The organism is Flagellimonas meridianipacifica, from assembly GCF_003001695.1.
Lineage (GTDB): Bacteria > Bacteroidota > Bacteroidia > Flavobacteriales > Flavobacteriaceae > Flagellimonas > Flagellimonas meridianipacifica.
Map to the genome: position 1 here is coordinate 225,707 of NZ_PVYX01000002.1, position 25,424 is coordinate 251,130.

The following is a 25,424-nucleotide window of genomic DNA, read 5'->3' on the forward strand; positions in this document are numbered from 1 at the left end:
AGATGTAAAGACAAATTTTATAGTAACTGATATTACCTCCCAAGAAAAAAACCTACATGAACTTGAACAAGCAACACGTTATTTTTTTTCTGCTTTTTGCTTTTATACAATTGCACGCGCAAGAAAAAAGTACCATTCCAGTGATCCAAGAACTTTTGGACAAGATGACTCTGGATGAAAAAATAGGCCAGCTTAACCTGCTTACCCCTGGTGGCGCAGTAGCCACGGGTTCCGTGGTCAGCAAAGATGTGGAAACAAAGATAAAAGCTGGCCAGGTTGGAGGTCTTTTTGGTGTATCCGGACCTGATAAAGTAAGAGTTGCCCAAGAACTTGCAGTTAACAACACCCGCTTAAAAATACCTCTGTTATTCGGTTCTGATGTTATCCATGGTTATAAGACCACATTTCCAATTCCTTTGGGGATGTCATGCAGCTGGGATTTGGATTTGATTGAAAAATCTGCACGAATCGCGGCAGTAGAGGCAACCGCTGATGGCATTAATTGGAATTTTTCTCCCATGGTTGACATTGCCAGAGACCCCAGATGGGGTCGTATTGCAGAGGGCGCAGGGGAAGACCCCTATCTGGGGTCAGCTATCGCAAGTGCAATGGTTAAGGGATATCAGGGAACTAACCTGTCTGAACCGAACACGATGCTATCTTGCGTAAAACATTTTGCGCTCTATGGAGCGTCTCAAGCAGGGCGTGATTATCATACCGTGGATATGAGTAAGGTGAAAATGTTTAATCAATACTTACCTCCATACAAAGCTGCAATAGATGCCGGGGTAGCATCTATAATGACCTCCTTTAATGATGTTGATGGAATACCGGCAACGGGTAACAAATGGCTATTAACCGATTTGTTACGAGATAGTTGGGGATTTAAGGGCTTTGTGGTTTCTGACTATACTTCTTTGAACGAAATGATTCCCCACGGCTTGGGAAATCTTCAAGATGTATCGGCGCTTTCCTTGAAAGCAGGTTTGGACATGGATATGGTAGGTGAGGGCTTTTTAACAACATTGAAGAAATCTGTAGAAGAAGGCAGAGTAACGGAAGAAGAAATAACCCAAGCCTGTCGAAGAATTTTGGAAGCGAAATATAAGTTGGGACTTTTCGACGACCCATATCGGTATTTGGAGAGCAACAGACCTAAAAAGGATATTCTTACGCAAGGACATCGGCAGTTTGCCAGAGAGGTGGCAGCACGCTCCTTTGTTTTGCTCAAAAATCACAAGAGTATTTTGCCAATAAAGAAGAACGCTAAAATTGCTTTGGTGGGTCCCTTAGCCGACAGCCGAAATAACATGTTGGGAACTTGGGCACCCACCGGAAATCCAGATTTGGCGGTAACGGTTATTGAAGGATTTAAAAAGGTAGCTCCCAATGCTACCATTTCTTATGCAAAAGGTGCCAACATTACTGATGATAAAGAATTGGCTAAAAAAGTGAATGTCTTTGGCCCCCGGGTTGTAATTGACAAACGCACTCCTGAAGCCATGATAAAGGAAGCAGTGGATGCTGCAAATTCTTCGGATGTAGTGGTGGCTGTTGTGGGCGAAGCTTCCGAAATGAGTGGTGAATCAGCCAGTCGTACAGATATTTCTATTTCGGAAAGTCAAAAAAAGTTGATTCAGGCTTTGGTTGCCACGGGTAAGCCGGTTACTCTTGTCTTGATGAGCGGCCGTCCCCTTACGATTCCTGAGGAGTATGAAATGCCGGTCTCTGTTTTGCAGGTTTGGCATTCTGGTGTGGAAGCAGGCAATGCCATTGCTGATGTTGTTTTTGGCAATTATAATCCGTCAGGAAAACTTACTACAACATGGCCTAGAAACGTGGGACAAATTCCCATTTATCATAGCATAAAGAATACTGGGAGACCAAACCCAAAGGAAGGGTATGAAAAGTTTAAGTCAAATTATTTGGATATGCCCAACACTCCGTTATTTCCCTTTGGATATGGATTGAGCTATACCACCTTTGAGTATTCCAACCTACAATTGGATAAACTGGAAATTAGTGCTGGAGAAACTCTAAATGTAACTGTGACAGTCAAAAATACGGGTAATTATGACGGTGAAGAAATTATACAACTCTATCTCAGTGATGTGGTTCGAAGCATTACTCCCCCAAAACGTCAACTCAAAGGATTTAAGAAAGTTAAGCTCAAAAAGGGTGAGCGAAAAGAAGTAACTTTAACCTTAACGGAAGAAGACCTTAAGTTTTACAACAGCGACTTGGATTTTGTGGCAGAACTAGGAGAGTTTGTGGTATATGTTGGCCCAAATTCCGATGCCGAACTTTCGGGTTCATTTGTGTTAAAATAGTATCATGGAAAGAGCCTATTCTTGGATAACCTTATTCATATTTTCATGTTTCTTCTCTGCCAGTCATGGACAGGTTCGTTATAAGGATTCACTCTTTTCTGATATTAGTACATCGACATTTACCTATCAAGATACTTTACAACTTGATCTTTACCTTCCCAAAAAAGATACTGTTAAACAAAGACCTTTGGTGCTTTTGGTTCATGGTGGAGGTTTTGCTTCGGGTAAAAGAGACAATCCGTTGGAGAAAAAGTTTTGTATGGATATGACTTCCAGAGGCTATGTGGTAGCTTCCATGAGTTACCACCTAACGCGTAAGGGAAAGTCTTTTGGATGCGATTGCCCATCTACGGAGAAAATAGAGACCTTTAAACAGGCCTCTCAAGATGTAGCGTATGCCGTCAACTTTTTGGGTGAAAAGCAGGATGAATTGGGCTTAGATTCAAAAAAGATTATTCTGGTTGGCAGCAGTGCAGGAGCAGAAGCTGTTTTGAATACTGTTTTTATGCAAAATCATTATGATTTTAAAGACATAGCCTTTCCCAAGGAAAGAATTGTAGGTGTGGTTTCGTTCGCAGGTGCGGTATTGGGTACTGGTTACATTACCAAGGAAACAGCAATCCCAACATTGCTTTACCACGGTAAGATGGATAGATTGGTGCCATATGGTTCTGCGCCACATCACTACTGCAATCCGGAATCACAGGGATATTTGATTCTGGGAGGATCCCAGGCCATAGCCAAAAAGTTGAGTCAACAGGATACTTCGTATGTGCTGATGTATGACCCCAAGGGAAATCATGATTGGGCAAACTTGGCATATAAACGCACGGATGAGATTTCGGAATTTATCAAGGAGGTAGTCCTTGATGGAGTTTTTACACAATCAAAAATTCGTTTGGATTAGGTAAGCTGTTATGAAGATTAAGCTATTGACTCTTTTAGTTTTGTTTGGTTTGTTTTCTTGTAAAGAGAAGGAAGGGCAGATTGAATCGGAGAGAAAAAAACCAAACATTATCTTCATAATGTCTGATGATCATGCCTATCAAGCTATTAGTGCTTATGGTCACGAGATTGGAAAAATTGCACCCACCCCCAACATTGACCGTATTGCTGAAAACGGTGCAATGTTCAAAAGGGCCTATGTTACCAATTCAATTTGTGGTCCTAGCCGAGCGGTAATACTTACGGGTAAACACAGTCACCTTAATGGATTTCGGCAAAATGGTGAGCGTTTTGATGGGTCTCAGCCCACTTTGCCCAAGTATCTTAAAGCCATGGGTTATCAAACGGCAATTGTAGGGAAATGGCACCTTCATGATTGGCCTCAAGGATTTGATCATTGGAACATTTTACAGGGTCAAGGCAATTATTATAATCCAAACTTTATAGACAATGGGGATTCCATTACGGTGGAGGGCTATGCGAACGATATCATCACCGATAAGGCACTTTCCTGGCTAAAACAAAGGAACGATAGTGCTCCCTTTCTTATGATGGTGCAACACAAGGCCCCTCACAGAAACTGGATGCCCGCACTTCGACATGCCAACAAGTTTGATAGTATTAGCATTCCCCTTCCGGATACTTATTTTTCGAAGCATGAGAATCAACAAGCCGCGCTGGAGCAACAGCAGACCATATATAAGGATATGTATGAAGGGCACGACCTTAAGTTGACGAAGGCTAAAGGTAGTTTGGAACTGGCCAACAACCCATGGCCTTCTGATTTTGAACGGATGACCGAACAACAACGAGCCCAGTGGAATGACGCGTATAAGAAAAAGAATGATGTCTTTCACAAAGCAAATCTTGACGGAAAGGAACTGGCCATCTGGAAAGGACAACGTTACCTTCAAGATTATCTGGCCACTGTTGCCTCTGTGGATGAAGGTGTCGGAAGAATTTTGGATTATTTAGAAGAATCGGGCCTGGATGAAAACACCATTGTGATTTACACCTCAGACCAAGGCTTTTACCTAGGAGAAAAAGGCTGGTTCGACAAACGCTTTATGTACGAGGAATCGTTTAGGACACCACTTTTGATACAGTACCCAGGAGTTATTGAAAAAGGCAAACAGGTTGGGGCTATGGTTCAGAATCTCGATTTTGCCCAGACCCTATTGGATTTTGCGGGAGGAAGGGAGTACAGTTCAGAAATGCAAGGAGAGTCTTTGGTACCACTCCTGACCAATACAATGGAAGAAGAAGATTTTAGGGATATTATCTACTATCACTATTACGATTATCCTGCATTTCATATGGTAAAGAAACACTATGGAGTAAGCACAAAACGATACAAACTGATGCACTTTTATGACGATATCGATAGTTGGGAGTTCTATGATCTTAAGGAAGATCCACAAGAATTGGATAACAAGATGGATGATGAAGCGTACCTCGATATTATTGATAGGATGAAAACCAGACTCGATTCGATGCAAAAGCTTTACAAGGTGACCGAAAAAGAATTTGAACAAGCTCCCAAAGAAAAAGTGGACAAGGCCTTTGAAACTTTTGAAAAATTGAGGGGTGAACCAATGAAATGAAAAAAAGAAACTTTCTTTTACCGACTTTGTTAGTAGGTTTCATCTGCTGTGCATTCGGCCAGCAACTCAGCGTTCTGACCTATAACATTAGGTTTGATAACCCTTCGGACGGACTTAATAGGTGGGATTCAAGGAAAGGATGGATTGCATCCCAACTTAATTCATATCACCCTACGGTTTTTGGAACCCAGGAGGGATTGCGTCATCAAATTGATTTTTTAGACGACCAATTAAAATCATATACCTATGTAGGAGCGGGAAGGGATGATGGAAAAGAAAAAGGAGAACATGCGGCCATCTTTTTTGATACTACCCAAGTGAAATTATTGGGGAATAATACTTTTTGGCTATCTGAAACTCCCGAAAGACCATCCAAAGGATGGGATGCGGCAATCAAACGTATCTGTACCTATGGACTTTTTGAAGATTCAAGGAATGGCAACCGTTTTATGGTGTTCAATACCCATTTTGACCATGTGGGTGAGACGGCCCGATTGGAAAGTGCCCAATTAATCTTGGAAAAAATGAAGCAGCTAAATCCGAATGGGTTACCGATACTGCTGATGGGCGATTTTAATCTTGAACCCGATAGTGAAGGAATACGGTTGGTTTTGAAAGAAATGAAAGATGCACATAGTGTTTCAAATCACAAAGCAAATAGGATTCAAGGAACTTTTAACGGATTCGATGCCCATAAGCCCATCACCCGAAGAATTGACTATATCTTTTTTGATGATTCCAGACTTAAAGCAATTACCAGTGAGATTATTTGTGATTCCATGAAAGGGCGGTACCCTTCTGACCATTTTCCAGTACACGCAGAATTTGATTTTAAATAGGTGACATGAAAAATTTGAAATCAAAACAAATTCCTGGAGCCCTTTTTCATTGGCCGGAATATCAATATCGCAGATAAGATGATTAGGTAGAATCAATGATATGAAAGATAGAAAGTCAGAAAAAAAAGGAAATTCATCTTTACACATAGGCAAGAAAAAAGCCCTTCTGTTCAAGGTTCTTGCTGTTGTTTTGGTGTTTACATTTTTTATGATTTTGGAAGTAGCTCTTCGCTTTTCGGGATATGGAACGGATTACCCTCTTTTTGTTTCAGACGAAATGGAAGCCACTTGGGTGAAAATGAACCCAGAAATTGCAAAGAAATATTTTGGAAACTCTGGAAATGCTACTGTTGGATTCCAAGAGTTGTTCAAAGAAGATAAAGATTCTGAAACTTTTCGCATTTTCGTTTTAGGCGCTTCGACTGCTGTGGGATACCCTTACAGGAAAAACGGGTCGTTCCATAGGTGGTTGCAGTTTGCCCTCAACACATCGTATCCAAATCAAAAAATTGAAATTATCAATCTTGCCCTTACCGCGGTCAATTCTTACACGTTGTTGGATTTCACAAAACAGCTTATCGATTATGAGCCAGACGCTCTATTGATTTATGCTGGGCATAATGAGTATTATGGAGCTTTGGGCGTTGGAAGGTCCAACACACTGGTGCAAAACCCAAGATGGGTCAATATAGGTATACAGCTTAAGCAGCTTCGATTGATTCAATTAGCAGAATCCATAGTTGATAATATAGCCCACACAACTGCTGGAAAAAAGAAAGATAGAGCAACCTTAATGGAGAAGATGGCTGAAGATCGAAAGATTGTCTATGAGTCAAAGAAATACAAAAAGGGAATTTATCAATTCAACTATAACTTTGAACGAATAGCCCAGCTAACACAAAAGGCCGGCATTCCTGTATTTCTATCTTCATTGGTAAGTAATGAAAAGGGTTTAAAACCTTTTATTGGTAATGGCACGAACGAAGAAACCTCGGCAAATCATTATTTTGAATTGGCCGATGAAGCTTATCAGAAAGGAAATGTGAAAGAGACGAAGAAAAACTATATTCTTGCCAAAGAATACGATCAGCTTCGGTTCAGGGCTCCAGAGGCCATTAATGATAAAATAGAGGAACTTTCCCTGAGATTTTCCCACATATACTTTGTGGATACCCAATGTCGATTTGAATCTGTATCAGATAATGGAATCATTGGAAATGCCCTTCTGTGGGAACACGTACATCCGAAGTTAGAAGGATATTCTCTTGTGGCCCATTCGTTTTACGAAGAAATACTGGCGTCTAGATTGGTGGATTCTAAATATCGATATGCACTTTCTTGGTCAGATTTGAAACAACAAATGCCCATCACAGAAGTGGATGAAATAGCTGGGAAGTACGAGATGTTACAACTTAAAGAGGGATGGCCTTTTTATGAACCCATACCAAAAATCAATAAGGACACATTGGATATGCTGGAGCAGTTGGGAGGAAAACTCGCTACAAATTTGATCAGTTGGGATGATGCTATGCAGACGCTCTATAGGCATTATCAAAATTTAGGAGACATGGAAAGTGCATTGAAAGTTGCGGAAGGCTTGACTCTTGAATATCCTTATGAGGCAAGATTCTATGTTGAGACTGCTCTTTTGTCTTTGAGACTAAGGAAAATGGACAAAGTCCAATATCATTTCAAAAAAGCTTTTGAACTTGACCCGTCTGAAGAAAATATTAGAAGAATTACCTTAACTTTAGTAGAGGCAGAGGCCTTTGAATTTTCTTTGCCGTATTTGGAATATGCAATGGAAAAGTTGCCAGATAATCGAATGTTTTCCCAAATCTATGGAGCTGTCAAGACGATATTGAATAAAGACCAACAAGATGGTGTTTCTTTGGCCGAAAGCTATCTGCTTCTAAGAAAAAGAGCCAAGGCCATTGAAATATTGAATACAACCTTGGATAAAGACCCGAATAATGAAAAGGCTTTGCAGTTGTTGAATACTATTAATTAATATGGAAACCCTAAGAGAATTTGGACAGTTTCTTCGAACTAGAAAAAAGTATTGGCTCATTCCCTTGCTTTTGGTTCTTCTTTTGATAAGTATCGTTGTTGTGATAACAGCAGGTTCGGCTTTGGCTCCCTTCATATATTCTTTGTTCTAATGAAGATTTCCGCAAAACAGTGTATGGAAGTCGGTGTTCTGGGGGCTCTCTTATGTTTGATAGTTTACCTTTTCTATTCTGAAAATGTGATATGGATATGGATTTCTATTTCATCCCTTGGACTGGTTCTTTTGTTGCCCAAGTTTTTTCAGCCTTTGGCCTTTTTATGGTTTGGGCTTGGAAAAGTGTTGGGATTGGTTTCAACAAGAGTATTACTTACCATAACCTTTTTTTTATTAGTAATTCCGGTTGGATATATTCGAAAACTTTTGGGTAAGGACGAATTAAGATTGAAGCGATTCAAAAAATCAAGGGAGTCGGTTTTCTTCGTTCGAGAACACGTCTTTGGCCCCGATGATTTAAAAAATACATTTTAATGGCAACCGTCATATTGGGGTTTTCTGCTTTTTTTCATGACAGTGCAGTGGCATTGCTTATTGATGGAGAAATCGTTGCAGCAGCCCAAGAAGAAAGGTTTACCCGTATTAAAGGAGATGCTTCTTTTCCAAAAAATGCCATAGCCTATGTTCTTCAAGAGGCCAATATTACATCTGCAGAACTTGATGCCGTGGCCTTTTACGAAAAACCACTTTTAAAGTTTGAAAGATTATTGGAGAATTACCATGCCTTTGTGCCAAAGGGTTTAAAAAGTTTTTTAAAGGCTATGCCTCTGTGGCTAAAAGACAAACTATTTATCCGAAAAAAAATAAAGGAGCATTTTAAAGAGATTGGTTTTGAAGGGGTTCCTATTTTTTTTCCTGAACACCATCTTTCCCATGCCGCCAGTGCTTTTTATCCCAGCCCTTTTGATAAAGCGACCATTCTTACAGTGGATGGTGTTGGTGAATGGAACACCATGACCATTGGAATGGGTGATGGAAACAGCATAAAGATTTTAAGGGAACAACATTATCCGCATTCTTTGGGTTTGCTGTATTCCGCGTTCACTTACTTTTTAGGCTTTAAAGTGAATAGTGGGGAATATAAGGTAATGGGTTTGGCGTCTTATGGAAACCCTGACGCTGAGGTAACCCTGACATTTGTGCAAAAGATTTCAGAAAAACTTGTGGATGTTAGGCAGGATGGCTCTTTACTTTTAAACATGGACTATTTCGATTTTGCTGTGAATTTAACCATGACGAAAGACGAAAAATGGCAAAGTCTGTTTGGGTTGACGCGTCGGAAAAGGGATCAAGAATTAACCCAAAAACATGCAAATCTCGCATTAGCCGTTCAACTAGTGTTGGAAGAGTGCACAGCCAAACTGGTTCAAACTGCTATAAGCCTTACAGGATGCCCCAATTTAGTTATGGCGGGGGGAGTTGCCCTAAATTCTGTCAACAATGGTAAACTTCTAAAAAACCCTGAGGTTGGTAAGCTCTGGATACAACCTGCAGCAGGTGATGCGGGTGGGGCTTTAGGAGCTGCATTGGCGGTCTGGCACATCCATATGGGAAAGGAGCGAAAGGCTTTAAATACAGACCACATGAATTTTGGGTATTTGGGACCAGCGTTTACCCAACAACATGTTTTCAACATGAGTAAGTTACACCCAGAATTAAACCCAAAACAGATAGAAGACGAAGACGAACTTTTATTCATTACTGCCAAAGCAATCTCGGAGGGTCAGATTGTGGGATGGTTTCAGGGCAGGATGGAATTTGGTCCTAGAGCTCTTGGAAACCGAAGCATTTTGGCAGACCCCAGAAATCCTGAAATGCAAAGAAAAATCAACAGTCAAATTAAGTTCCGAGAAAGCTTCAGACCCTTTGCACCAAGTGTTCTGGAAGAGGATGCCCAAGAGTACTTTGAATTGGATGAAGCTTCACCCTATATGTTGCTTGTTCAAAAGGTCAAAGCCTATCGGTTAAAAGTTAATGCGAAAAATGAAGTGGGCTTAATGGAACGGTTGTCCCAAATACGTTCAGATATTCCATCTGTTACCCATGTTGACTGTTCGGCCAGAATACAGACAGTGAGCAAGAGTTCAAATCCCTTATTTTGGAAACTATTAAAGGCATATAAAGACTTAACCGGATATGGGATACTCATCAATACCAGTTTTAATGTAAAAGATGAACCAATAGTATGTACCCCAGCAGATGCCATTCGATGTTTCAAACAAACCGGAATGGACATCTTGGTTTTAGGAAATACTATTTTTACAAAACCCCAAAAAGAGTCTTTAAAAAAAGAACCACCATCACCAGACCGAAAATAAGTCGTAACCACTTTGTCTCCATTTTCTGCCCTAATCGAACACCCCATGGAGCCGAAAGAAAAATGCCAAGTAGAATAGGGCCAACAAGGCCTAAAGAAATATATCCGAATTGAATCGGCAGGCGCTTCACGATACCTTGGTCCGAAGTAATATTTAGATAGCTTATACTCACCGACAAGGCCAATAACATTACCACTCCGATTGAAACGGAAACAGTTCTTTTGAAGGGTATTCCGAAAATATCGGTTAAAGCCGGAATCAAAACGATACCCCCACCAAAACCTGATAGTGCTGAAATCATTCCAGTAAAACTACCAAGAACTGGGTAAGACCATTTACTGTCCTGTATTTTTTGTTGGCTGGCCGAAATTTCAATCTTTGGTTTAAAAAAAAGGAACTGAATGCAGACGGTAAGAACCAAAAAAAGGAAGAGTATGTCGAAATACAGTTTTGAATACCACGCCGATGTTTTTATCCATTCCGAAACTAAAAATGCGGTAAGGGCTGCTGGAATGCCAACAAATAGAATTTTCTTTGGATAAAGGTTTTTTATCCTATAATGTTTCAAAACAACGGCGAAACCATTGAAAACAGTAATAAAAAGTGAATGGGCAATAATATATTTTACTAGTTCTTGGTCTTCAAAACCAAAGGGGACAAGGACCAAATCTAAGGCGGGAATCAAAATAATGTTTCCACCAGTACCCATAAGTCCAGAGTAAAACCCGTTAAGGAGTCCAACCGCGCATAAAATAATGAAAAGGGAAAGAGTCATGGCTTTTCTCTATTAGCTTAAAGGTACCTTAAAAACCATTGAAAACATTCCATTTCGCGGATTACATCAGCTTTAAACCAAAACCTGGGTTGCCTATTCACATAACATCAGTGGATATGTATATCGAGTACAATCCTGATGGGCATTTTGTATTTGGATAATGTATAAACTCCTGAACCTAACTTTGGAATTACTTTAATAATTGGTTTTTAAGGATATCATTTTTGCAACTCCCCGAATTGGGGACTTTACGTCAGCTAAACTTTTTACGGGAAAACCCCAGTTTTTCTAAGGGAAATCTGCAATCAAATTTGAGTTTGATTTGTTAAATTCAAGAGCTTCAGATTTCCTTCCATTCACTTTTCTTACTGTTTTGGTAAAAATCCCTAGGAATGGGGATTCTTATGATTTGTAATTCATATTAGGTTAGAGCCTAGAACTATTTAACGAACTAAATAATAATTATGAGTAGTAAAGTATTTTATCGTGTTTGTGGGATTCATTATAAAGAAAATCCATTCCAAATAAGAGAAGCCAATGGAAAAACTTATTTCGACAAGATTGATTTTTGGGTTTTCGCCCCTGGAAAAACTGAAATTGAATCATCACAGGTGATACCATCAATTCAAGGAATCGAAATTAAAGTTAACCTCAAATTTGGAAAAAAAGGACAATCAAGATCTGAAATTTTTAGACAAAGTCGTGGTAAGAAAAAAGTTAGTATTGATTTGTCAGGGACAAATATAGAGTATAAAAATTTCGTAGCCATAAATATAATTTGGTATTCTTTGATAGACGAAATAAAATTTTTAAGGCCAGAGACTTCTGGTGGAAGCATCTTAGTCGGAACATGAAATGAGTGTTTTCAGAATAGCTCTTTTGTCAGCAAGTCTTTTACTTGCTGATTTTTCTTTTTCACAGCAGTCAGAATTAAACACTGTAGATAGTTTGGTCAATTTTAAGCAAATAAACCAGGCTTTTAGAGCACTAAATAACATGGACACTACCTCTTTGTCTAGCTACAATAAGGCTCGATATTACGAACTGTTAAGCAGAAATCAGACATTAAATAATCAAGAAGAGTTGGCTTTTGGCAATTACCTAATAGCAAAAGACGTATATGCAGCAATTGATAGTTTAGAACATGTGGCCAAGGTAAATCTTCAAATAGTTCAATTGTTAAATGCGTCGAAAAATAAATCGTTAGATTATCGGCCCTTTTTGGAAGAGTACGTCACTTTTGCAGAGCAAAAGAATGACCCCAACCTTTTGTCCCGCGCCTATATGCAAGTAGGAAAATGCTTTATAAACTTAGACCCCCAGAAAACCATTCTTTACTTTAAAAAGGCTGCCGAAGAAAATCAAAGAACAACAGATAGCTTAATGACAGCGAAAATCCATCACAATATTGGTGTACTTTTTGCGGAACATACTCCCCATTTAGATTCCTCGGTTTATCATTATGATCTCGCCTTGAAGCAGTATAAAAAGCAAAATCTAATAGATTACATTTCTTATATCTACAATAATAAAGCGACGGTATATAAGAAGCAAAATGACTATAAAAAAGCTATTCAAAACTATCTAAAAGCGGATTCTCTTCCGATTAAGGAGTATCGGAAAAACAACAAAAAACTTCTCTATGGTTTTCTTTCAGATGCATATGAAAGGAACAAAGATTATGAAAATGCAACTAAATATTTGAAACTCCACTTAGCCTATAAAGACAGCATAGGTGAGGACGAACAAAATAAAGTAATGCTGGATATACAAGAAAAGTATGACAATGAAAAACTTCGTGCAGATAATTTGGAAAGCGAAGCAAGAAGAATCCAAAACAGAAATTTTTTGTTCGCCGCGATTGGCTTGCTAATTGTTGTAGGGTCTTTGGCTATACTTCTCCAAAAAAACACCACCAAAAAACGTCAATTGGCTGAGCAGGAAGCTATTTTAAAACAACAGCGGGTAGATAATCTGTTAAAAGAACAAGAGTTGGTCAGCATTGACGCCATGATTGCCGGTCAGGAAAAAGAGCGTCAAAAAGTAGCTGGAGAACTCCACGATGACTTAGGGAGCATGATGGCCACTATAAAACTTCATTTTGATCAGGCGAAAATTGCCAATCAAGACCCGGCCTTGCAACATGCACAAAGACTTTTGGAGGAAGCCTATGAGAAAGTACGTAGCATGGCTCATAATAAAAATTCTGGGTTAATGAGTAATCAGGGTTTGCTACAAGCTATTAAAAAGATGGCCAAAACCATTGGGGAGACCAATGCCATGGAGGTCGTGGTGGAAGATTTTGGACTGGGCGAACGTATGGAAAATTCGCTGGAGCTCTCCATATTTAGAATGATACAGGAGTTGGTGGCCAATGCTATTAAACATGCGGAAGCTTCCAAGGTCAATATTCAGCTGACCCAACATGAAGAGAACCTGAACATTATTGTGGAAGACAACGGAAAGGGATTTGACCGTTCACAATTGGATAAAGAATCCGATGGTATGGGATTGACCAATATCGAAAAACGTGTGGAACACTTGGAGGGAAACTTTACCGTGGACAGCATACTTGGGAAAGGAACTTCAATCTTAATTGATATTCCGGTATGATAACTGTAGCCATAGCCGAAGACCATCAAGCATTGATTGATGGTATCCGTTCGTATATCAAATATGAGGATGATATTAGCATTGTTGGCCATGCCAACAATGGGGAGGAACTGCTCAAATTGGTTCGATTAAAACAACCCAAAGTGGTGCTCTGCGACATTCGCATGCCGAAGTTAGATGGGATAGAAGCCACAAAAACAATCCTCAAAGAACTGCCGTATACCAAGGTGATTGCCTTTACCATGTTTGACCAAGAAGAGGCCGTACAGCAAATGTTAGCTGCTGGTGCCCAAGGCTATATTTTAAAAAATAGTAGTTTGGAAGTGGTTTTGGAAGCCATCCGTACGGTGTCTTCTGAAAAAACATACTACGATAAAAAAATTCACCAACCCAGCGCTGAGAAAAACAGCTCCAAAAGTGTGCTTTCCTCTAGGGAACGGGAGATTCTTCAACTCATAGCCAAAGGCCGTACCTCCCATCAAATTGCAGATGAACTTTTTATTGGAAAAAGTACTGTTGACACCCATCGTAAAAACATGATTCGGAAACTAGGTCTTAGTGGTGCAGGGGAGCTATTGCGGTATGCGGTGGAAAAGAAGTATAAGTTTTAATCTCTTTGTTTTCAAATGGTTATGATTAAAATCCCTACTAATGGGGATTTTTTTGTGCCTATTCATCGGATAGTTTTGGATTAAACCAAATAACCCTTTTAAAATGAAAACTATACCGACTACCCTTTTTCTACTTTGTTTTTGTCTGTCACAAATTAACGCACAAATAACCCTAAAACTATCTGGGACGGAAAATGTTAAAACCTTTGGTTTCAAAGAAGACCTAAAGATTCCAATAAAGATTGATTTAGTGGGTAATTATCTTCCATCAAAAGAAGATAACATAAAGGTGAAAGTATTGACCAATATGGAAATTTTGAACGAATTTTTGGTTAAACAGGAATATGATTTAGATAGGTCAAGTGTGTTAGATACATTAGTTTTCAAAGATGAAAAATATCCTCTGGTCAAACTTAAAGGGATTGTTGATACTTTGATAAAAAGTGAACGACTGATTAAGGTTGCTATAAGGAAAACAAGTCGTGATAAGTTCGAAGTGGAAGGGAAAGAAGTGAAAATTGAACTTGCTGATGACGAGATGATAGTTAAAATCGAAAACAAAGAAAAAACGAAAGACTATGACTACAATTTTTTTATAGGAGCAAATTTTGATTTGCAAAACCAATTGAGTACCGAAAGCTATTATGCCGAAATTGATGTTTTTTTAAAGGAATTGATTCCTTTAAAAAGGAAAAACAACTTTTTGGGTGTTAGGGCTGGCCTCTATAAAAACAATAGTGTTGGTAGACTACTAGAGAATAGTTTTTCCAGAGATGTTTTTCAGGTTTTGGATAGTTTGACTGTTGGAGATACTTTGACACTACAACAAAGAAATGTACGTCAGACACCTAGGGTATCCTCAAGTAATTTAGGCTTTTACGGAGAATTGTTGTTTAACATGTATAAAAACGAGAAGAAAAACTTTCAAGCATTTCTTGCTTTTCATGCTGAATTAATTGAAAGGACAATAACAACAGAGTTTGAGGAAGGAAACTTTCTTGACTTGGGTCAATTTCAAATCACACAAGATTCCTTGCGGCTAGATAGAGCGTTACAAGCTCGTATACTTTCCAACGGTCCAAGAACAGAAAAGTTCTATAGTTCATTTTTTGGGTTAGGAACGCCATTATTGTATTCAAGTAAATCCATAGAGATTTTCATTAACCCAGTTTTTGGATTTGGAGATACCGGTGATAGATTTTCCCGAGATGGAACTTTTAAATCATTTTTCTTAGCACAATTTCATTTGTTGGAACAAAAACATGGAATTAAGTTGAGCGGAGAAATCCGTAAATATTTTAACGCAAATCAAAACCCGTTTGTGGTAATTAATCTATCAAAAAGGTTCAATATTACTTCTCTTTTAGACTCAAACAAATCCGAAGATAAAAATGATTAGGAATTTGAAGTTTTATTTATCACGGTTTGGTAACTCATCCAAAAACTCCGCCTCAGAAAAGGAATAAGCTGAACGGCCATTTCCAAAACAGCTTGAATGTTAACATCCGGTTCAGGAATATGAGGGTGATTGGCCGAATTCTCATTGTCTAAGGCCAAAATGCAAACATTGAGTAGGGACTCCAAAGTAAAAAGCAGGTCGCGGTAATCTTTGACTTTAAGTTTGGAGGCACCAAAACCACTTTTTTGGGGAGTAAGCGAACTAAAATAGGCCTCAAGCGGAAGTTCCAAATGGGAAAGGTCTAGGGTTTTGTTGGCTTTCATAGGGAGAATTTGTAAGCTAATTATATGACAAATATAGGGGATCAAATCGTTTGTCAAACTTTTGTATGACACAAATATCATTTCATCCGTTGACATTTGTTTTGTGACGAAAGAAGAACTCAAAAACAAGATAGGAAAACGCATTGTGGAACTGCGAACCCAAAAAGGGTGGAATCAATCCGACTTGGCCAGAGCTTGTGGAAAAGATCGTCAAGCTATGGAAAAGCTTGAAAATGGAAAAGTGAATCCGACTTTGTACACACTTCAAGAAGTAGCTTCGGCATTGGAAATTTCTCTTTCAGAACTCATAAATTTCTAGAATTTTAGGGTATTAAATCAATCTTTTGTTCCTAAATATTATAGATTATTTGACTTAAATTCCTCACTCACCATACGATATCCGTTCCCGAATACCCCCACTGGCTCGGTGGATTATGACGTCTGCCTTGTATTTTCTGGCCAAGCTTTTGGCTTTGCGGATGGCTGTACTCTGCTTTCGGTGTTTGCTGGTTATACGTTGGTTCCCTTCGCGTCGTACGGCCCAACCCTCTTCATAAGGCACCACATGTTGGTGCCAGGTACGTCCCCTGTTATTTTGCTGGGCGCTGTTAAAAAAGACCTCAATGAGTTCTATAAGGGTTCGTAACCAAGATTTACTTTTAGACATAAAGTTGTTTAGTCAGCTTCCAATATACAGGTAATCGCCGACATTCCTTCCTTGGATTTCGTTATGCTCAAGCCACGGAGGGTGTAGGTGGAGCTGGAGCCGGCCGAGCGTCAAAAAAGGTCTGGCAGACCTTTTTCGCGAAGGAGCGAGCTGGCGTGTTGGCTTTCGAATCCTGAAGGCGTAACGAAAAAAAGCTACCAAATGGTAGCTTTTTTGAAGTGGAGCCGGAGGGACTTGAGTCTAACTTTCAAAAGCCCAATAAATAATGGCACTTTGGACTCTTTAAAAAAGATGCTCACCGAATAGGTGACCCTATTTTGAAAATAAGGCTTCGGGTCCATAAGTAAATTCAAATAAGCACAAACTTTAGTAATATAGTTAGTGTTTAGTTAAGATGTTTGTTTCCCAAGCATGGTTCATTTTACAGGATATGTTATAATATTCGGTAAATTATCTCAAGCATGTCTTTTAGGACCTAAATGTATTTACTCGCTCTTTTTCATTTTTAAGAAAAAGGTCTACTAATATTATTAAGCTCATCATAAAGTAAGAGAGAATTGTTCATTCAATTTTTTATGATTTAAGAACTTTTATTCATTTTAGAATTGAGGTATGTGATCCGTCACTTAAAACCATTCGGGAAGCTTGAAATTTCCAATCCCCAAACAAGAGGTAGTAAAAAGTAGACTATTACCGTTGCGATGATAATGCTTATGAGATTCATCCATAGTCCCGCTTTTATCATTTTGGGTATGGTGAGCAGTCCAGACCCAAAAACCACAGCGTTAGGAGGTGTGGCAACCGGAAGCATAAAGGCGCAAGAAGCCGCTATTGTGGTGGCTATCATCAAAAAATAAGGATGCACATCAATAGTAATTGCCAATGCGGCCAAAACTGGCATCAACATGGCAGCAGTTGCTACATTTGAAGTGATCTCGGTCAGAAAGTTGACTACTATTATAATGGCCAAAACCAACAGTATAGCAGGGAAGACTTCGAAAAGGGTTAATTGGTTACCAATCCATTCCGCAAGGCCAGACGTTTTGAATCCCTCCGCCAATGCCAGTCCGCCACCAAAAAGAAGCAAGATGCCCCAAGGAATGGTCTCCGCAGTTTTCCAATCTATAATACCAGATTGTCTTCCTCTTTTAGAGGGAATAATAAACAGTGCCAGTGCCCCAACAATAGCGATAAGGGTATCGTTGATTCCAGGCAATAGCTTTTTCAACAAGAAGGAACTGCAAATCCATAAGGATGCAACAACTGCAAAAACAATTAGGGCCATAAGCTCTTCATATTTGATTTTTCCCAGAGCCTTCAATTGTGCTTTTATGGCGTTCTTGCCACCAGGAATGCCCTCAACCTTTTCTTTAAAAACTACTTTGGTCAAGTATAGCCAACCCAGTAACAACATGACCATTGAGAAGGGTAGCCCTAAGAGCATCCATTGCGCGAAAGTAATGGACTCACCATAAAGATCTTCTGCAATACCAACAAAAATTACATTTGTAGGAGTACCAATGATGGTTGCAATGCCCCCAATGGAACATCCATAGGCGATGGACAACATTAATGAAATACCCATCTTTTTTTGTAATGCTTCCTCCGCATTTATTTGTGAGATTACGGCTAGCCCTATAGGTAGCATCATTACAGCCGTTGCAGTATTTGAAATCCACATGCTCAAAAAAGCTGTGGCAATCATAAAACCAAGTATGACCTTGTTCCAATTACTACCAATAGCATTTATAATGTTGAGGGCGATACGTTTATGTAGATTGGTTTTTTCAATGGCCACAGCAATGATAAAGCCTCCGAGAAACAGAAAAATCATTTGATTGGCAAAGGCGCCCGCAGTATCTTTTACCGACATCACTCCTGTTAACGGAAAAAGCACAAAAGGTAATAGGGCTGTGGCTGAAATAGGAATGGCTTCGGTTATCCACCAAATGGATATCCATGCTGCGGTCGCTAAAGTGGCTTTACCTTCGTTCGACAAGCCATCCACATTAAAAAGAAAAAGTATAATGAAGAATGATAAAGGGCCAAGTAGAAACCCTATTCTTTTTCCGTTAAAGATCATATCATGATTTTACTGGTATCGGTAGCATATGATTCTAAAAAAACTGCCCAGTTACGGGCAGTCTTTCAACAAACTAACTCAAACTAAATTCGTTATCATTAAAAAACTCTTATAGGTATTTCCGCGGGAGCATTCAATAGAGCTTCAAGCTCATCATCTAGTTTTAACAGCGTCAATGAGGCACCTGCCATTTCGAGTGAGGTGCAATACTCATTTACATAATTTTTAATAATAGTCAAGCCCCTTGCTTTGGCCATCTCAGCGGCTTTTCTGTAAAGGATGTACAATTCACTGATAGGTGTACCTCCAAGGCCATTGACCATTAATGCTACGCGGTCCCCAGATTGAAAAGGAAGGTCATCCGCCACTGCGTTGAAAAGCTCTTCGATAATTTCATCGGCAGCCTTCATTTTATCCCGTCTTCTCCCAGGTTCACCGTGTATACCTACGCCCATTTCCATCTCACCATCACTTATTTGGAAAATGGGACTTCCCTTTGCAGGCGGTGTACAAGATGTCAGTGCAACTCCCATGGTACGTACCAAACTGTTTACCTTATTTCCAAGTTTGACTAAAGCATCTAAATCTGCTCCTTGCTCTGAAGCTGCCCCTACAGCCTTAATGACAAAAAAGTTGCCAGCTACGCCTCTTCTGCCTATAGTATGGGTACTATCTTTTACAGATACATCGTCATCGACCATTATACCTTTTACATTGATTCCTTCGGCAAGAGCCATTTCTTCGGCCATTTGCCATGCCATTTTGTCCCCTTGATAATTGTTTACAATGTACAGTACCCCTTTAGGACCATTCATACGCTTGATACATTCATAACAGAAATCCACCGGAGGGGCCGCAAATACGTTTCCAGGACATGCGGCATCCAGCATGCCCTTGCCCACTGCCATTATATGAGCGGGTTCATGGCCGCTACCGGACCCTTGGACAATAGCAACTTTGTCATTGGAGGGCATATCACTTCTGTATATCATATTGTATTCAGGTACGTATTTTAAAGTATCCGGATTGGCCATCACGAGGCCTTCGCACATTTCTGGAACAAAATTGTTCGGATCGTTAAAGAACTTGTTCATATTTCTAGTTTTGATTCCGTTATTGGGTGAATGCCTTGTTCATGTTGTTCATAATGGTCGCCACCGCAACGATGCCAGGGTCTACGGTACCAATGGAACGTTCGCCAGTGAAACATTGACGGCCTCTTTTGGCCTGAAGGTTTTTAGTATCCTCTATGGATTGCGTAGCGGCTTCCGAAGCGGTTTTCAAGGCTCTTTTCCAACAATCGGGAGCATCGGATTTAACTTGTGCCAATGCATTTCTGGTGGGGATTAGGGCATCGATTAGGGTTTTGTCCCCAGGCTGCGCCCCTCCTCGCTGCATGATACCTTCGATAGCACTATCGAAAATGTTCACGATATCCGTTAGATTCAAATCATCCTTCTCTCGGCTGTAAATCGCAGCACGCATAAAAGCAGTTCCCCAAATGGGTCCCGAGCTACCACCCACATGGCTAGTGGTTAACATGGCCACTTTCATAAGAAAGGCATTGATGTTGGTTCGGGGAAGGGTGTCCCATTGTTCTCGGATTACTTGAAATCCTGTGGCAAGACTATTCCCAAAGTCTCCGTCCCCTGCGAGTCCATCCAGTTCGGAAAAATAATCTTCGTTCTCGAAAGCAGTATCCATAATTACCTGGACTGCTTTCTCAACTTCCACTAGGGTTATGTTCTTATTTGCCATGTTATATTATTAAATTCTTTAAATCTTCCAAGGTTAGCGGTTCGCCATCGTTTTCCATATCAGGTACAATCCTATCGGCTTCCTTAAGGTCTTCGTGAATCGTATAGGTACTGAGGGTCACCAGACAATGCATACCTGCCGCCTTAGCGGCCAGCAATCCATTTCTACTATCCTCAATTACCAAACATTGCTTAGGGTCCAGTTCTAGGGTGGTTTTCGCCAAATTGTAAATCTCAGGATCGGGCTTTTTCTTTTTTGCCATATCCCCAGCGAAAATGCCTTTCATTCTTTTCTTTCGTTCTATACCTACAAGGGTCTCCGCGATGGCAGTTACGGCCTTGACGTTGGAGGTAGAGCATATCATCACCTGAATAGCTTCGCCCAGGGCTTCATCTATGATTCTTTTGATTCCAGGTCGCACCGGCAACTTCCCGCTTTTAATGAGGTCCATAAAGATTTCGGTCTTGTCCGCATGAAGTGTCTTAATAAAGGCCTCTTGGTCGTTGACTTCTTCAGGATATCCATTTTGGTCGAAATAGTGCTTCATACGCTCCTTTCCACCACCTACTTTCAGGAGTTCGGCATATTGTTCCACATCCCATTCCACATCCAATCCATGTTTTTGGAATGCTTCGTTAAATGCCACACGATGCCCGTCTCTCTCAGTATCCACAAGTACACCGTCACAGTCAAAAATCAATGCTTGCATAGGTTTTGGTCGTTTTCTTAATTTATTTCCTTCAACATTTGTGCTCCTTTACCTTGCCCGCCGAACTCGGTTATTTTATCCTTGAAAAGGGTTTTTAGCGACTCAAACTGTTTTTTTAGGTAACTCAGGGGTTCATAATCGTTTGGATTTTCCTTTTTATGATCGACGAAGCTATCGATGAAAACGTGTTTCAGATTGGTGGAAATATTCACTTTGGCACATCCCAGGGCAATACACCTAGCGATGGTTTCCTCATCCAATCCAGTCCCGCCGTGCAAAGCCATAGGGGTACCTGTTCGTTGATTGATTTCCTCTATTAAATCAAACTGGACATCCGGCTCTCCGTGATAGTAGCCATGTGCGGTACCAATCGCCGCGGCGAACACGCCCAAGTCAATTTCCTTGCAAAAACGTTCGGCCTCGTCCGGATTGGCAAGATGTGCATCTTCTTCTGCCACCACAATATCCTCTTCGACCCCTCCGATTTCACCGATTTCCGCTTCGACCCCAACCCCTTTTGTATCTGCCCAAGAAACCACTTCTTTGGTAATTCGTAGGTTTTCCTCAAAAGGTTTGTCCGATGCATCAATCATAACACTTGTCCATCCGATATCGATACATCTTTTTATCATATCCAAATCTTTGCCGTGATCCAAATGCAGTGCAACTGGAACATTGACCATTTTGGCCAAAGGCTCAAACCATGAGAAAAGGGTTTCGTGACCATAGTAGCGAATGGTTTTGGCAGAAGTTTGGATAATCACCGGAGCATCGCATTCCTGTGCCGCGATGATCATGGCCTTCATGGAGGCATAGTCGACCGGATTGAATGCGGCAACGGCGTATTTATCTCGCTGTGCTATTTTCAGCATTGGTTTAATGCTAACAAGGGCCATATTGAGAATGTTTATAGTTCTATGCTACTACGTACAAATAGGTCTCAATACGTAAGCAGATTAAAGATTTTTCCATGATTATCGAAAGTCTAATCGTTCTTTCTTGCCAGTTCAATGGCATCCGTAGTGATTCCGACTTGGTAATCGAACAAGGCACGTCCTATTCTTTTAATACCTATCGTATCAGTTAGGTCGATACCGTTCACGCTAAAGAGGTTGTTTTCCAAACGTTGCTTTTTCCGGATGTGAATTGGATTGTCCAGTAAGAGTAGCGCAGTATCCCTAAAGATGTCATGAATACCTTCGGAGACTTCAAAAATACCATTGCGTTCTTGAAATCCAATCCACTTTTCATAATCGAAATATTCAGGAATGTACCGTACTACCGGTTTGCCTTTCCAGTTCTGATTTAATTCTTCCGAAACCGTTTTGAGCCCTCTCTGGTTACCTCCGCTATCTCCCAAAAGGATGATTTCCGTGAAACCATGGTGCTTAAGGCTGATAGCGATGTCCCTAAGAAGGTGTTCGAAAGTTTGTTGCGAAACACCTAGGGTTCCATGATAACGCAACAAACCACTTGGACCTTTCAAATCCCCTTGGGGAACATAGGGAACAATGGTAGCTACAAGGGTGTTTCCCAATTGTGACGCAATGCCCTTAGCTAGGTTTTCCATAATGATGTTATGCTTGTCCGTAACCATGTAAGGACCGTTCATTTCCAACCCTCCTGTACCTATAATTACGGAAGTATATCCCTGTTTTATAAGGTCCCTGATTTCCATCCAGGTCATATTTTTGAGCAACAGCTCTTTTTGAAGCGGGATGGGTCTAGGTTTGTCCATAGGAGGAGCGGTGCGGGATGGGTCTTTTAGGATATCGATTCCCTTGTACTCCTTTTGCGCAAATGAGGCATAGCCAGTGGATAAGCTAAGTGTCAGAATCAGTAATAGCTTCAATTTATTCGAATTTTTGTGCGTCACGGACGATTTTTTCTTCATTCGGAACCAGACCGAAGCCCGGCTCATCCGATAGTTTTATCTGTCCTTCCTTTAACTCCAAATTGTTCTTAAAGTATTTCTGCAAGTCCCATTCCCTTCGTTCGCCACCAAATTCCTGGAATTCGGCAGCATTGTGAATGCTGGAAATGATGTGGTACGCTGCTGCAGTGGCCAGGGTGGGTCTTACATTATGGCACATTACAGGAATATCGAAGGAGGAAGCCAAAGCCGCAATTTTCCTTCCTTCCGTTACGCCACCCGATTTGAAGAAATCGGGATTGATGATATCCACTTTTCCAATGGTGATCAAATCACGAAACATCCAACGGGTATATTCATGTTCACCTGCAGTGACTGGAACTTGGAGCTCAGAGGCAACTTGGGCCAAGGCAGCGTAATTATGTTCCGCAATGGGTTCCTCCATGCTGGCAATGTTATATTTTTCATAGAGTTCCTTTCCCACTTGTACGGCCCGATAGGGTGAATAGCCGTTATTGGCATCAAAAAATAAGGGAATATCATAACCAATGGCATCTCGTATCGCCTTTACGGTCTCAAAGCTGGGATCTGGTCTCGGATTGATATTCAATTGCCGGATCTGCATTCGAATTTTTACGGCTTTATATCCCTTTTTTACAAAGTCCAATGCTTTTTCAGCACAAGCTTTGGGTGTCATAGGATTCTTGGTTCCTCTCCCAAAACTTCCGTACACCTTTATAGTTTGATCGTAAGGCCCCCCGAGAAGTTGATAGACCGGTAGGTTCAGCAGTTTCCCCTTTAAATCCCAAAGGGCGTAATCTATCCCTGCCATGGCTCCGAGCATAATCCCGTTGGGACCACTGTCAATAGCTTTGAAGAAGAGGTGATTCCATATCGGTTCCGTATCAAAGGGTCTTTTGCCCTTTAAACGGGGGGCCATTTCATTGATGATGAGCTCTATAGTAGTTTTTGGAAACTTATTGCTAGCTTCTCCCCAACCCACAGCGCCGCTGTCTGATTCAACCCTTACGAAAAGAGCTTTTGGGAGCAAGTAAGCTCGCACAGATTTTATCTTGGTTTGCGATAATGCCTGATTCTCCAGGCCGAAGTTGTTGTCTCGGACCCATGTTCCCAAAAATTGTTCTCGGGTCATTGTATAGGTTTCTTTTGATTTCATCATGGATTAATTCAAAGCGTCTTTAAGAAGTATTTTTTCATCCATCTCTAGACCCCAACCGGGTCCTGTAGGTAGATTTAGGTACCCGTTTTGGAACTCTAAATCGTTTTTGAAATATTTCTGGAGCCCCATCCAAGGTCTTGGTCCAACATACTCCTGGTACTCCATGGCATTAGGCTGGCTTGCGGCGAATTGTAGTCCGGCCGAAGTACCAATCATGGGGTAAGCACTGTGAATCATAAAACGTTTGTCAAAGGCCGAGGCCATCTGGGCTATTTTTAAACATTCGCTCATACCGCCGCTTTTGAGTAAATCCGGATTGATGATATCCACATGACCAATTTGTATCAAATCCCTGAACTGCCAACGGGTATATTCATGTTCACCAGCGGTTATTGGGAAATCCAGAGCCGTGGAAACTTCGTTTAATGCATGATAGTTGTTCATGGTAACTGGTTCTTCAATGGTGGCAATGTTGTAAAGCTCCCTTAGTTTTTTTCCTACCTCTATGGCCCTATGTGGTGTATAGCCATTGTTGGCATCGAAAAAAATCGTCATGTCATCACCCACAGCGGCCCTCACTTCTTTTACCGTATCGAAGCTAGGGTCTGGATTAGGATCTATGTTCAATTGCCTAATCTGCATCCTTACTTTGATGGCCGTATATCCCAATTCTGCAAAACCGGAAGCGATTTTGGCCATTTCAAGAGGAGTCTTTTTCTTTCTACCCTCATATTTTTTCTTTTCATGGGAGTACACGTTCGCTCCAAAACTGCCATAGCATTTGACTTTGTCCCTAAAACGCCCACCTATGATATCGGAAACGGGTACACCCAGAGCCTTTCCTTTTATATCCCAAAGAGCGTTGTCTATACCTGCCAACGCACCTGCAACGAGCCCGTAACCACCTTCATCATATGACTTAAAATACATATAGTTCCAAATGGAATCTATGGACATGGGGTTCTTGCCAATCAGGTGTTTGATAACCACTTCTTCCAAAAAAATCTTCCCTAAGGGTCGAAAATCCTTGTCCGATTCTCCCCAACCCGTTATTCCAGCATTAGTTTCCACTTTTACATAAGAAGCATACGGAACAACTATGGGTGTGATTTTGGTAATTTTTAATCCAAAACTGTCCTCAATGGTAGCTAGGTTATCCCATGTCTTCAAAGCTGCAGTCATCTTTTCCGGCCCCAAAAGGGCAAAGGCACTAGCCAAGGAAGTACTCCCTAAAAACTTTCGTCTTTTCATAAAAGCTTTTTATTAGTTATTTGTCTTCAAAAAAGAACAGCCCCACTTTAACGAGCGAGGCTGTATTTTGAATGTTTTTAG

24 protein-coding genes are annotated in these 25,424 nt (G+C 40.5%); 13 read left to right on the forward strand and 11 right to left on the reverse strand.

Features of this window, described 5'->3' with window-relative positions:
• The first annotated feature begins 56 nt into the window (after window positions 1-56).
• From bglX to CLV81_RS10860, 8 genes are all read left to right on the forward strand, one after another.
• The gene (bglX, locus tag CLV81_RS10830) at window positions 57-2,330 is read left to right on the forward strand and encodes a beta-glucosidase BglX (RefSeq protein ID WP_106145149.1); all 2,274 of its coding nucleotides are present in this window, start codon (window positions 57-59) and stop codon (window positions 2,328-2,330) included.
• Window positions 2,331-2,334: 4 nt separating this feature from the next.
• The gene (locus CLV81_RS10835) at window positions 2,335-3,237 is read left to right on the forward strand and encodes an alpha/beta hydrolase (protein ID WP_106145150.1); all 903 of its coding nucleotides are present in this window, start codon (window positions 2,335-2,337) and stop codon (window positions 3,235-3,237) included.
• Between the two features lie 10 nt (window positions 3,238-3,247).
• A complete protein-coding gene (locus CLV81_RS10840; protein ID WP_106145151.1) occupies window positions 3,248-4,879 on the forward strand; it encodes a sulfatase family protein in 1,632 nt (543 codons plus the stop codon).
• Window positions 4,876-5,718, forward strand: a complete 843-nt coding sequence (locus tag CLV81_RS10845; RefSeq protein ID WP_106145152.1) for an endonuclease/exonuclease/phosphatase family protein — start codon at window positions 4,876-4,878, stop codon at window positions 5,716-5,718. The genes CLV81_RS10840 and CLV81_RS10845 overlap by 4 nt, the downstream gene beginning before the upstream one ends.
• Window positions 5,719-5,818: 100 nt before the next feature.
• Window positions 5,819-7,729, forward strand: a complete 1,911-nt coding sequence (locus CLV81_RS10850) for a GSCFA domain-containing protein (protein WP_106145153.1) — start codon at window positions 5,819-5,821, stop codon at window positions 7,727-7,729.
• Between the two features lies 1 nt (window position 7,730).
• Entirely contained in the window at window positions 7,731-7,880 is a 150-nt protein-coding gene (locus CLV81_RS20785; RefSeq protein WP_245911992.1) for a DUF5989 family protein, read from the forward strand.
• A gap of 23 nt (window positions 7,881-7,903) precedes the next feature.
• Window positions 7,904-8,257: an SxtJ family membrane protein gene (locus CLV81_RS10855; protein ID WP_158259113.1), complete on the forward strand. Its 354-nt coding sequence runs from the start codon at window positions 7,904-7,906 to the stop codon at window positions 8,255-8,257.
• Window positions 8,257-10,101 (forward strand): carbamoyltransferase family protein, encoded by a 1,845-nt coding sequence (locus CLV81_RS10860; protein WP_106145155.1) that lies wholly within the window; start codon window positions 8,257-8,259, stop codon window positions 10,099-10,101. Before CLV81_RS10855 ends, CLV81_RS10860 begins: the two co-directional genes overlap by 1 nt.
• On the opposite strand, the gene CLV81_RS10865 is transcribed toward CLV81_RS10860, so the two are convergent.
• Window positions 10,043-10,876, reverse strand: coding sequence for a sulfite exporter TauE/SafE family protein (locus tag CLV81_RS10865; protein ID WP_106145156.1), 834 nt, complete (start codon window positions 10,874-10,876; stop codon window positions 10,043-10,045). The genes CLV81_RS10860 and CLV81_RS10865 overlap by 59 nt on opposite strands.
• 464 nt (window positions 10,877-11,340) lie before the next feature.
• Here CLV81_RS10865 and CLV81_RS10870 point away from each other — a divergent pair, with 464 nt between their 5' ends.
• The 4 genes from CLV81_RS10870 (at window position 11,341) to CLV81_RS10885 (ending at window position 15,499) form a co-directional block, all read left to right on the forward strand.
• Complete coding sequence (locus tag CLV81_RS10870) at window positions 11,341-11,730, forward strand: hypothetical protein (RefSeq protein WP_106145157.1); 390 nt, start codon at window positions 11,341-11,343, stop codon at window positions 11,728-11,730.
• Between the two features lies 1 nt (window position 11,731).
• A complete protein-coding gene (locus CLV81_RS10875) occupies window positions 11,732-13,489 on the forward strand; it encodes a tetratricopeptide repeat-containing sensor histidine kinase (protein ID WP_106145158.1) in 1,758 nt (585 codons plus the stop codon).
• Window positions 13,486-14,100 (forward strand): response regulator, encoded by a 615-nt coding sequence (locus tag CLV81_RS10880; protein ID WP_106145159.1) that lies wholly within the window; start codon window positions 13,486-13,488, stop codon window positions 14,098-14,100. The genes CLV81_RS10875 and CLV81_RS10880 overlap by 4 nt, the downstream gene beginning before the upstream one ends.
• Before the next feature lie 103 nt (window positions 14,101-14,203).
• Window positions 14,204-15,499 carry a hypothetical protein gene (locus CLV81_RS10885; protein ID WP_106145160.1) on the forward strand — a complete coding sequence of 432 codons (1,296 nt, stop codon included), beginning with the start codon at window positions 14,204-14,206 and terminating at the stop codon, window positions 15,497-15,499.
• On the opposite strand, the gene CLV81_RS10890 is transcribed toward CLV81_RS10885, so the two are convergent.
• Complete coding sequence (locus CLV81_RS10890; RefSeq protein ID WP_146129883.1) at window positions 15,496-15,822, reverse strand: hypothetical protein; 327 nt, start codon at window positions 15,820-15,822, stop codon at window positions 15,496-15,498. The genes CLV81_RS10885 and CLV81_RS10890 overlap by 4 nt on opposite strands.
• 103 nt (window positions 15,823-15,925) lie before the next feature.
• On the opposite strand from CLV81_RS10890, the gene CLV81_RS10895 reads away from it, so the two are divergent.
• The gene (locus CLV81_RS10895; protein ID WP_106145162.1) at window positions 15,926-16,141 is read left to right on the forward strand and encodes a helix-turn-helix domain-containing protein; all 216 of its coding nucleotides are present in this window, start codon (window positions 15,926-15,928) and stop codon (window positions 16,139-16,141) included.
• Window positions 16,142-16,204: 63 nt separating this feature from the next.
• Here CLV81_RS10895 and CLV81_RS10900 read toward each other — a convergent pair whose 3' ends face one another.
• From CLV81_RS10900 to CLV81_RS10940, 9 genes are all read right to left on the reverse strand, one after another.
• A complete protein-coding gene (locus CLV81_RS10900; RefSeq protein WP_106145163.1) occupies window positions 16,205-16,489 on the reverse strand; it encodes a DUF2188 domain-containing protein in 285 nt (94 codons plus the stop codon).
• 622 nt (window positions 16,490-17,111) lie between these two features.
• A complete protein-coding gene (locus tag CLV81_RS10905) occupies window positions 17,112-18,572 on the reverse strand; it encodes an SLC13 family permease (RefSeq protein ID WP_106145164.1) in 1,461 nt (486 codons plus the stop codon).
• Between the two features lie 98 nt (window positions 18,573-18,670).
• Window positions 18,671-19,666, reverse strand: a complete 996-nt coding sequence (gene dhaK, locus CLV81_RS10910; RefSeq protein WP_106145165.1) for a dihydroxyacetone kinase subunit DhaK — start codon at window positions 19,664-19,666, stop codon at window positions 18,671-18,673.
• Between the two features lie 19 nt (window positions 19,667-19,685).
• Window positions 19,686-20,330 (reverse strand): dihydroxyacetone kinase subunit DhaL, encoded by a 645-nt coding sequence (gene dhaL, locus CLV81_RS10915; RefSeq protein ID WP_106145166.1) that lies wholly within the window; start codon window positions 20,328-20,330, stop codon window positions 19,686-19,688.
• Window position 20,331: 1 nt separating this feature from the next.
• Window positions 20,332-21,039 carry an HAD-IA family hydrolase gene (locus tag CLV81_RS10920; protein ID WP_106145167.1) on the reverse strand — a complete coding sequence of 236 codons (708 nt, stop codon included), beginning with the start codon at window positions 21,037-21,039 and terminating at the stop codon, window positions 20,332-20,334.
• A 17-nt stretch (window positions 21,040-21,056) separates the two neighbouring features.
• On the reverse strand, window positions 21,057-21,935 hold the full coding sequence (locus CLV81_RS10925) for a class II fructose-bisphosphate aldolase (protein WP_106145168.1): 879 nt from the start codon (window positions 21,933-21,935) through the stop codon (window positions 21,057-21,059).
• Between the two features lie 89 nt (window positions 21,936-22,024).
• Window positions 22,025-22,891, reverse strand: coding sequence for a creatininase family protein (locus CLV81_RS10930; RefSeq protein ID WP_158259114.1), 867 nt, complete (start codon window positions 22,889-22,891; stop codon window positions 22,025-22,027).
• Between the two features lies 1 nt (window position 22,892).
• Window positions 22,893-24,092 carry a mandelate racemase/muconate lactonizing enzyme family protein gene (locus tag CLV81_RS10935; protein WP_106145170.1) on the reverse strand — a complete coding sequence of 400 codons (1,200 nt, stop codon included), beginning with the start codon at window positions 24,090-24,092 and terminating at the stop codon, window positions 22,893-22,895.
• A gap of 3 nt (window positions 24,093-24,095) precedes the next feature.
• Window positions 24,096-25,343, reverse strand: a complete 1,248-nt coding sequence (locus tag CLV81_RS10940) for a mandelate racemase/muconate lactonizing enzyme family protein (RefSeq protein ID WP_106145171.1) — start codon at window positions 25,341-25,343, stop codon at window positions 24,096-24,098.
• Between the last annotated feature and the right edge of the window lie 81 nt (window positions 25,344-25,424).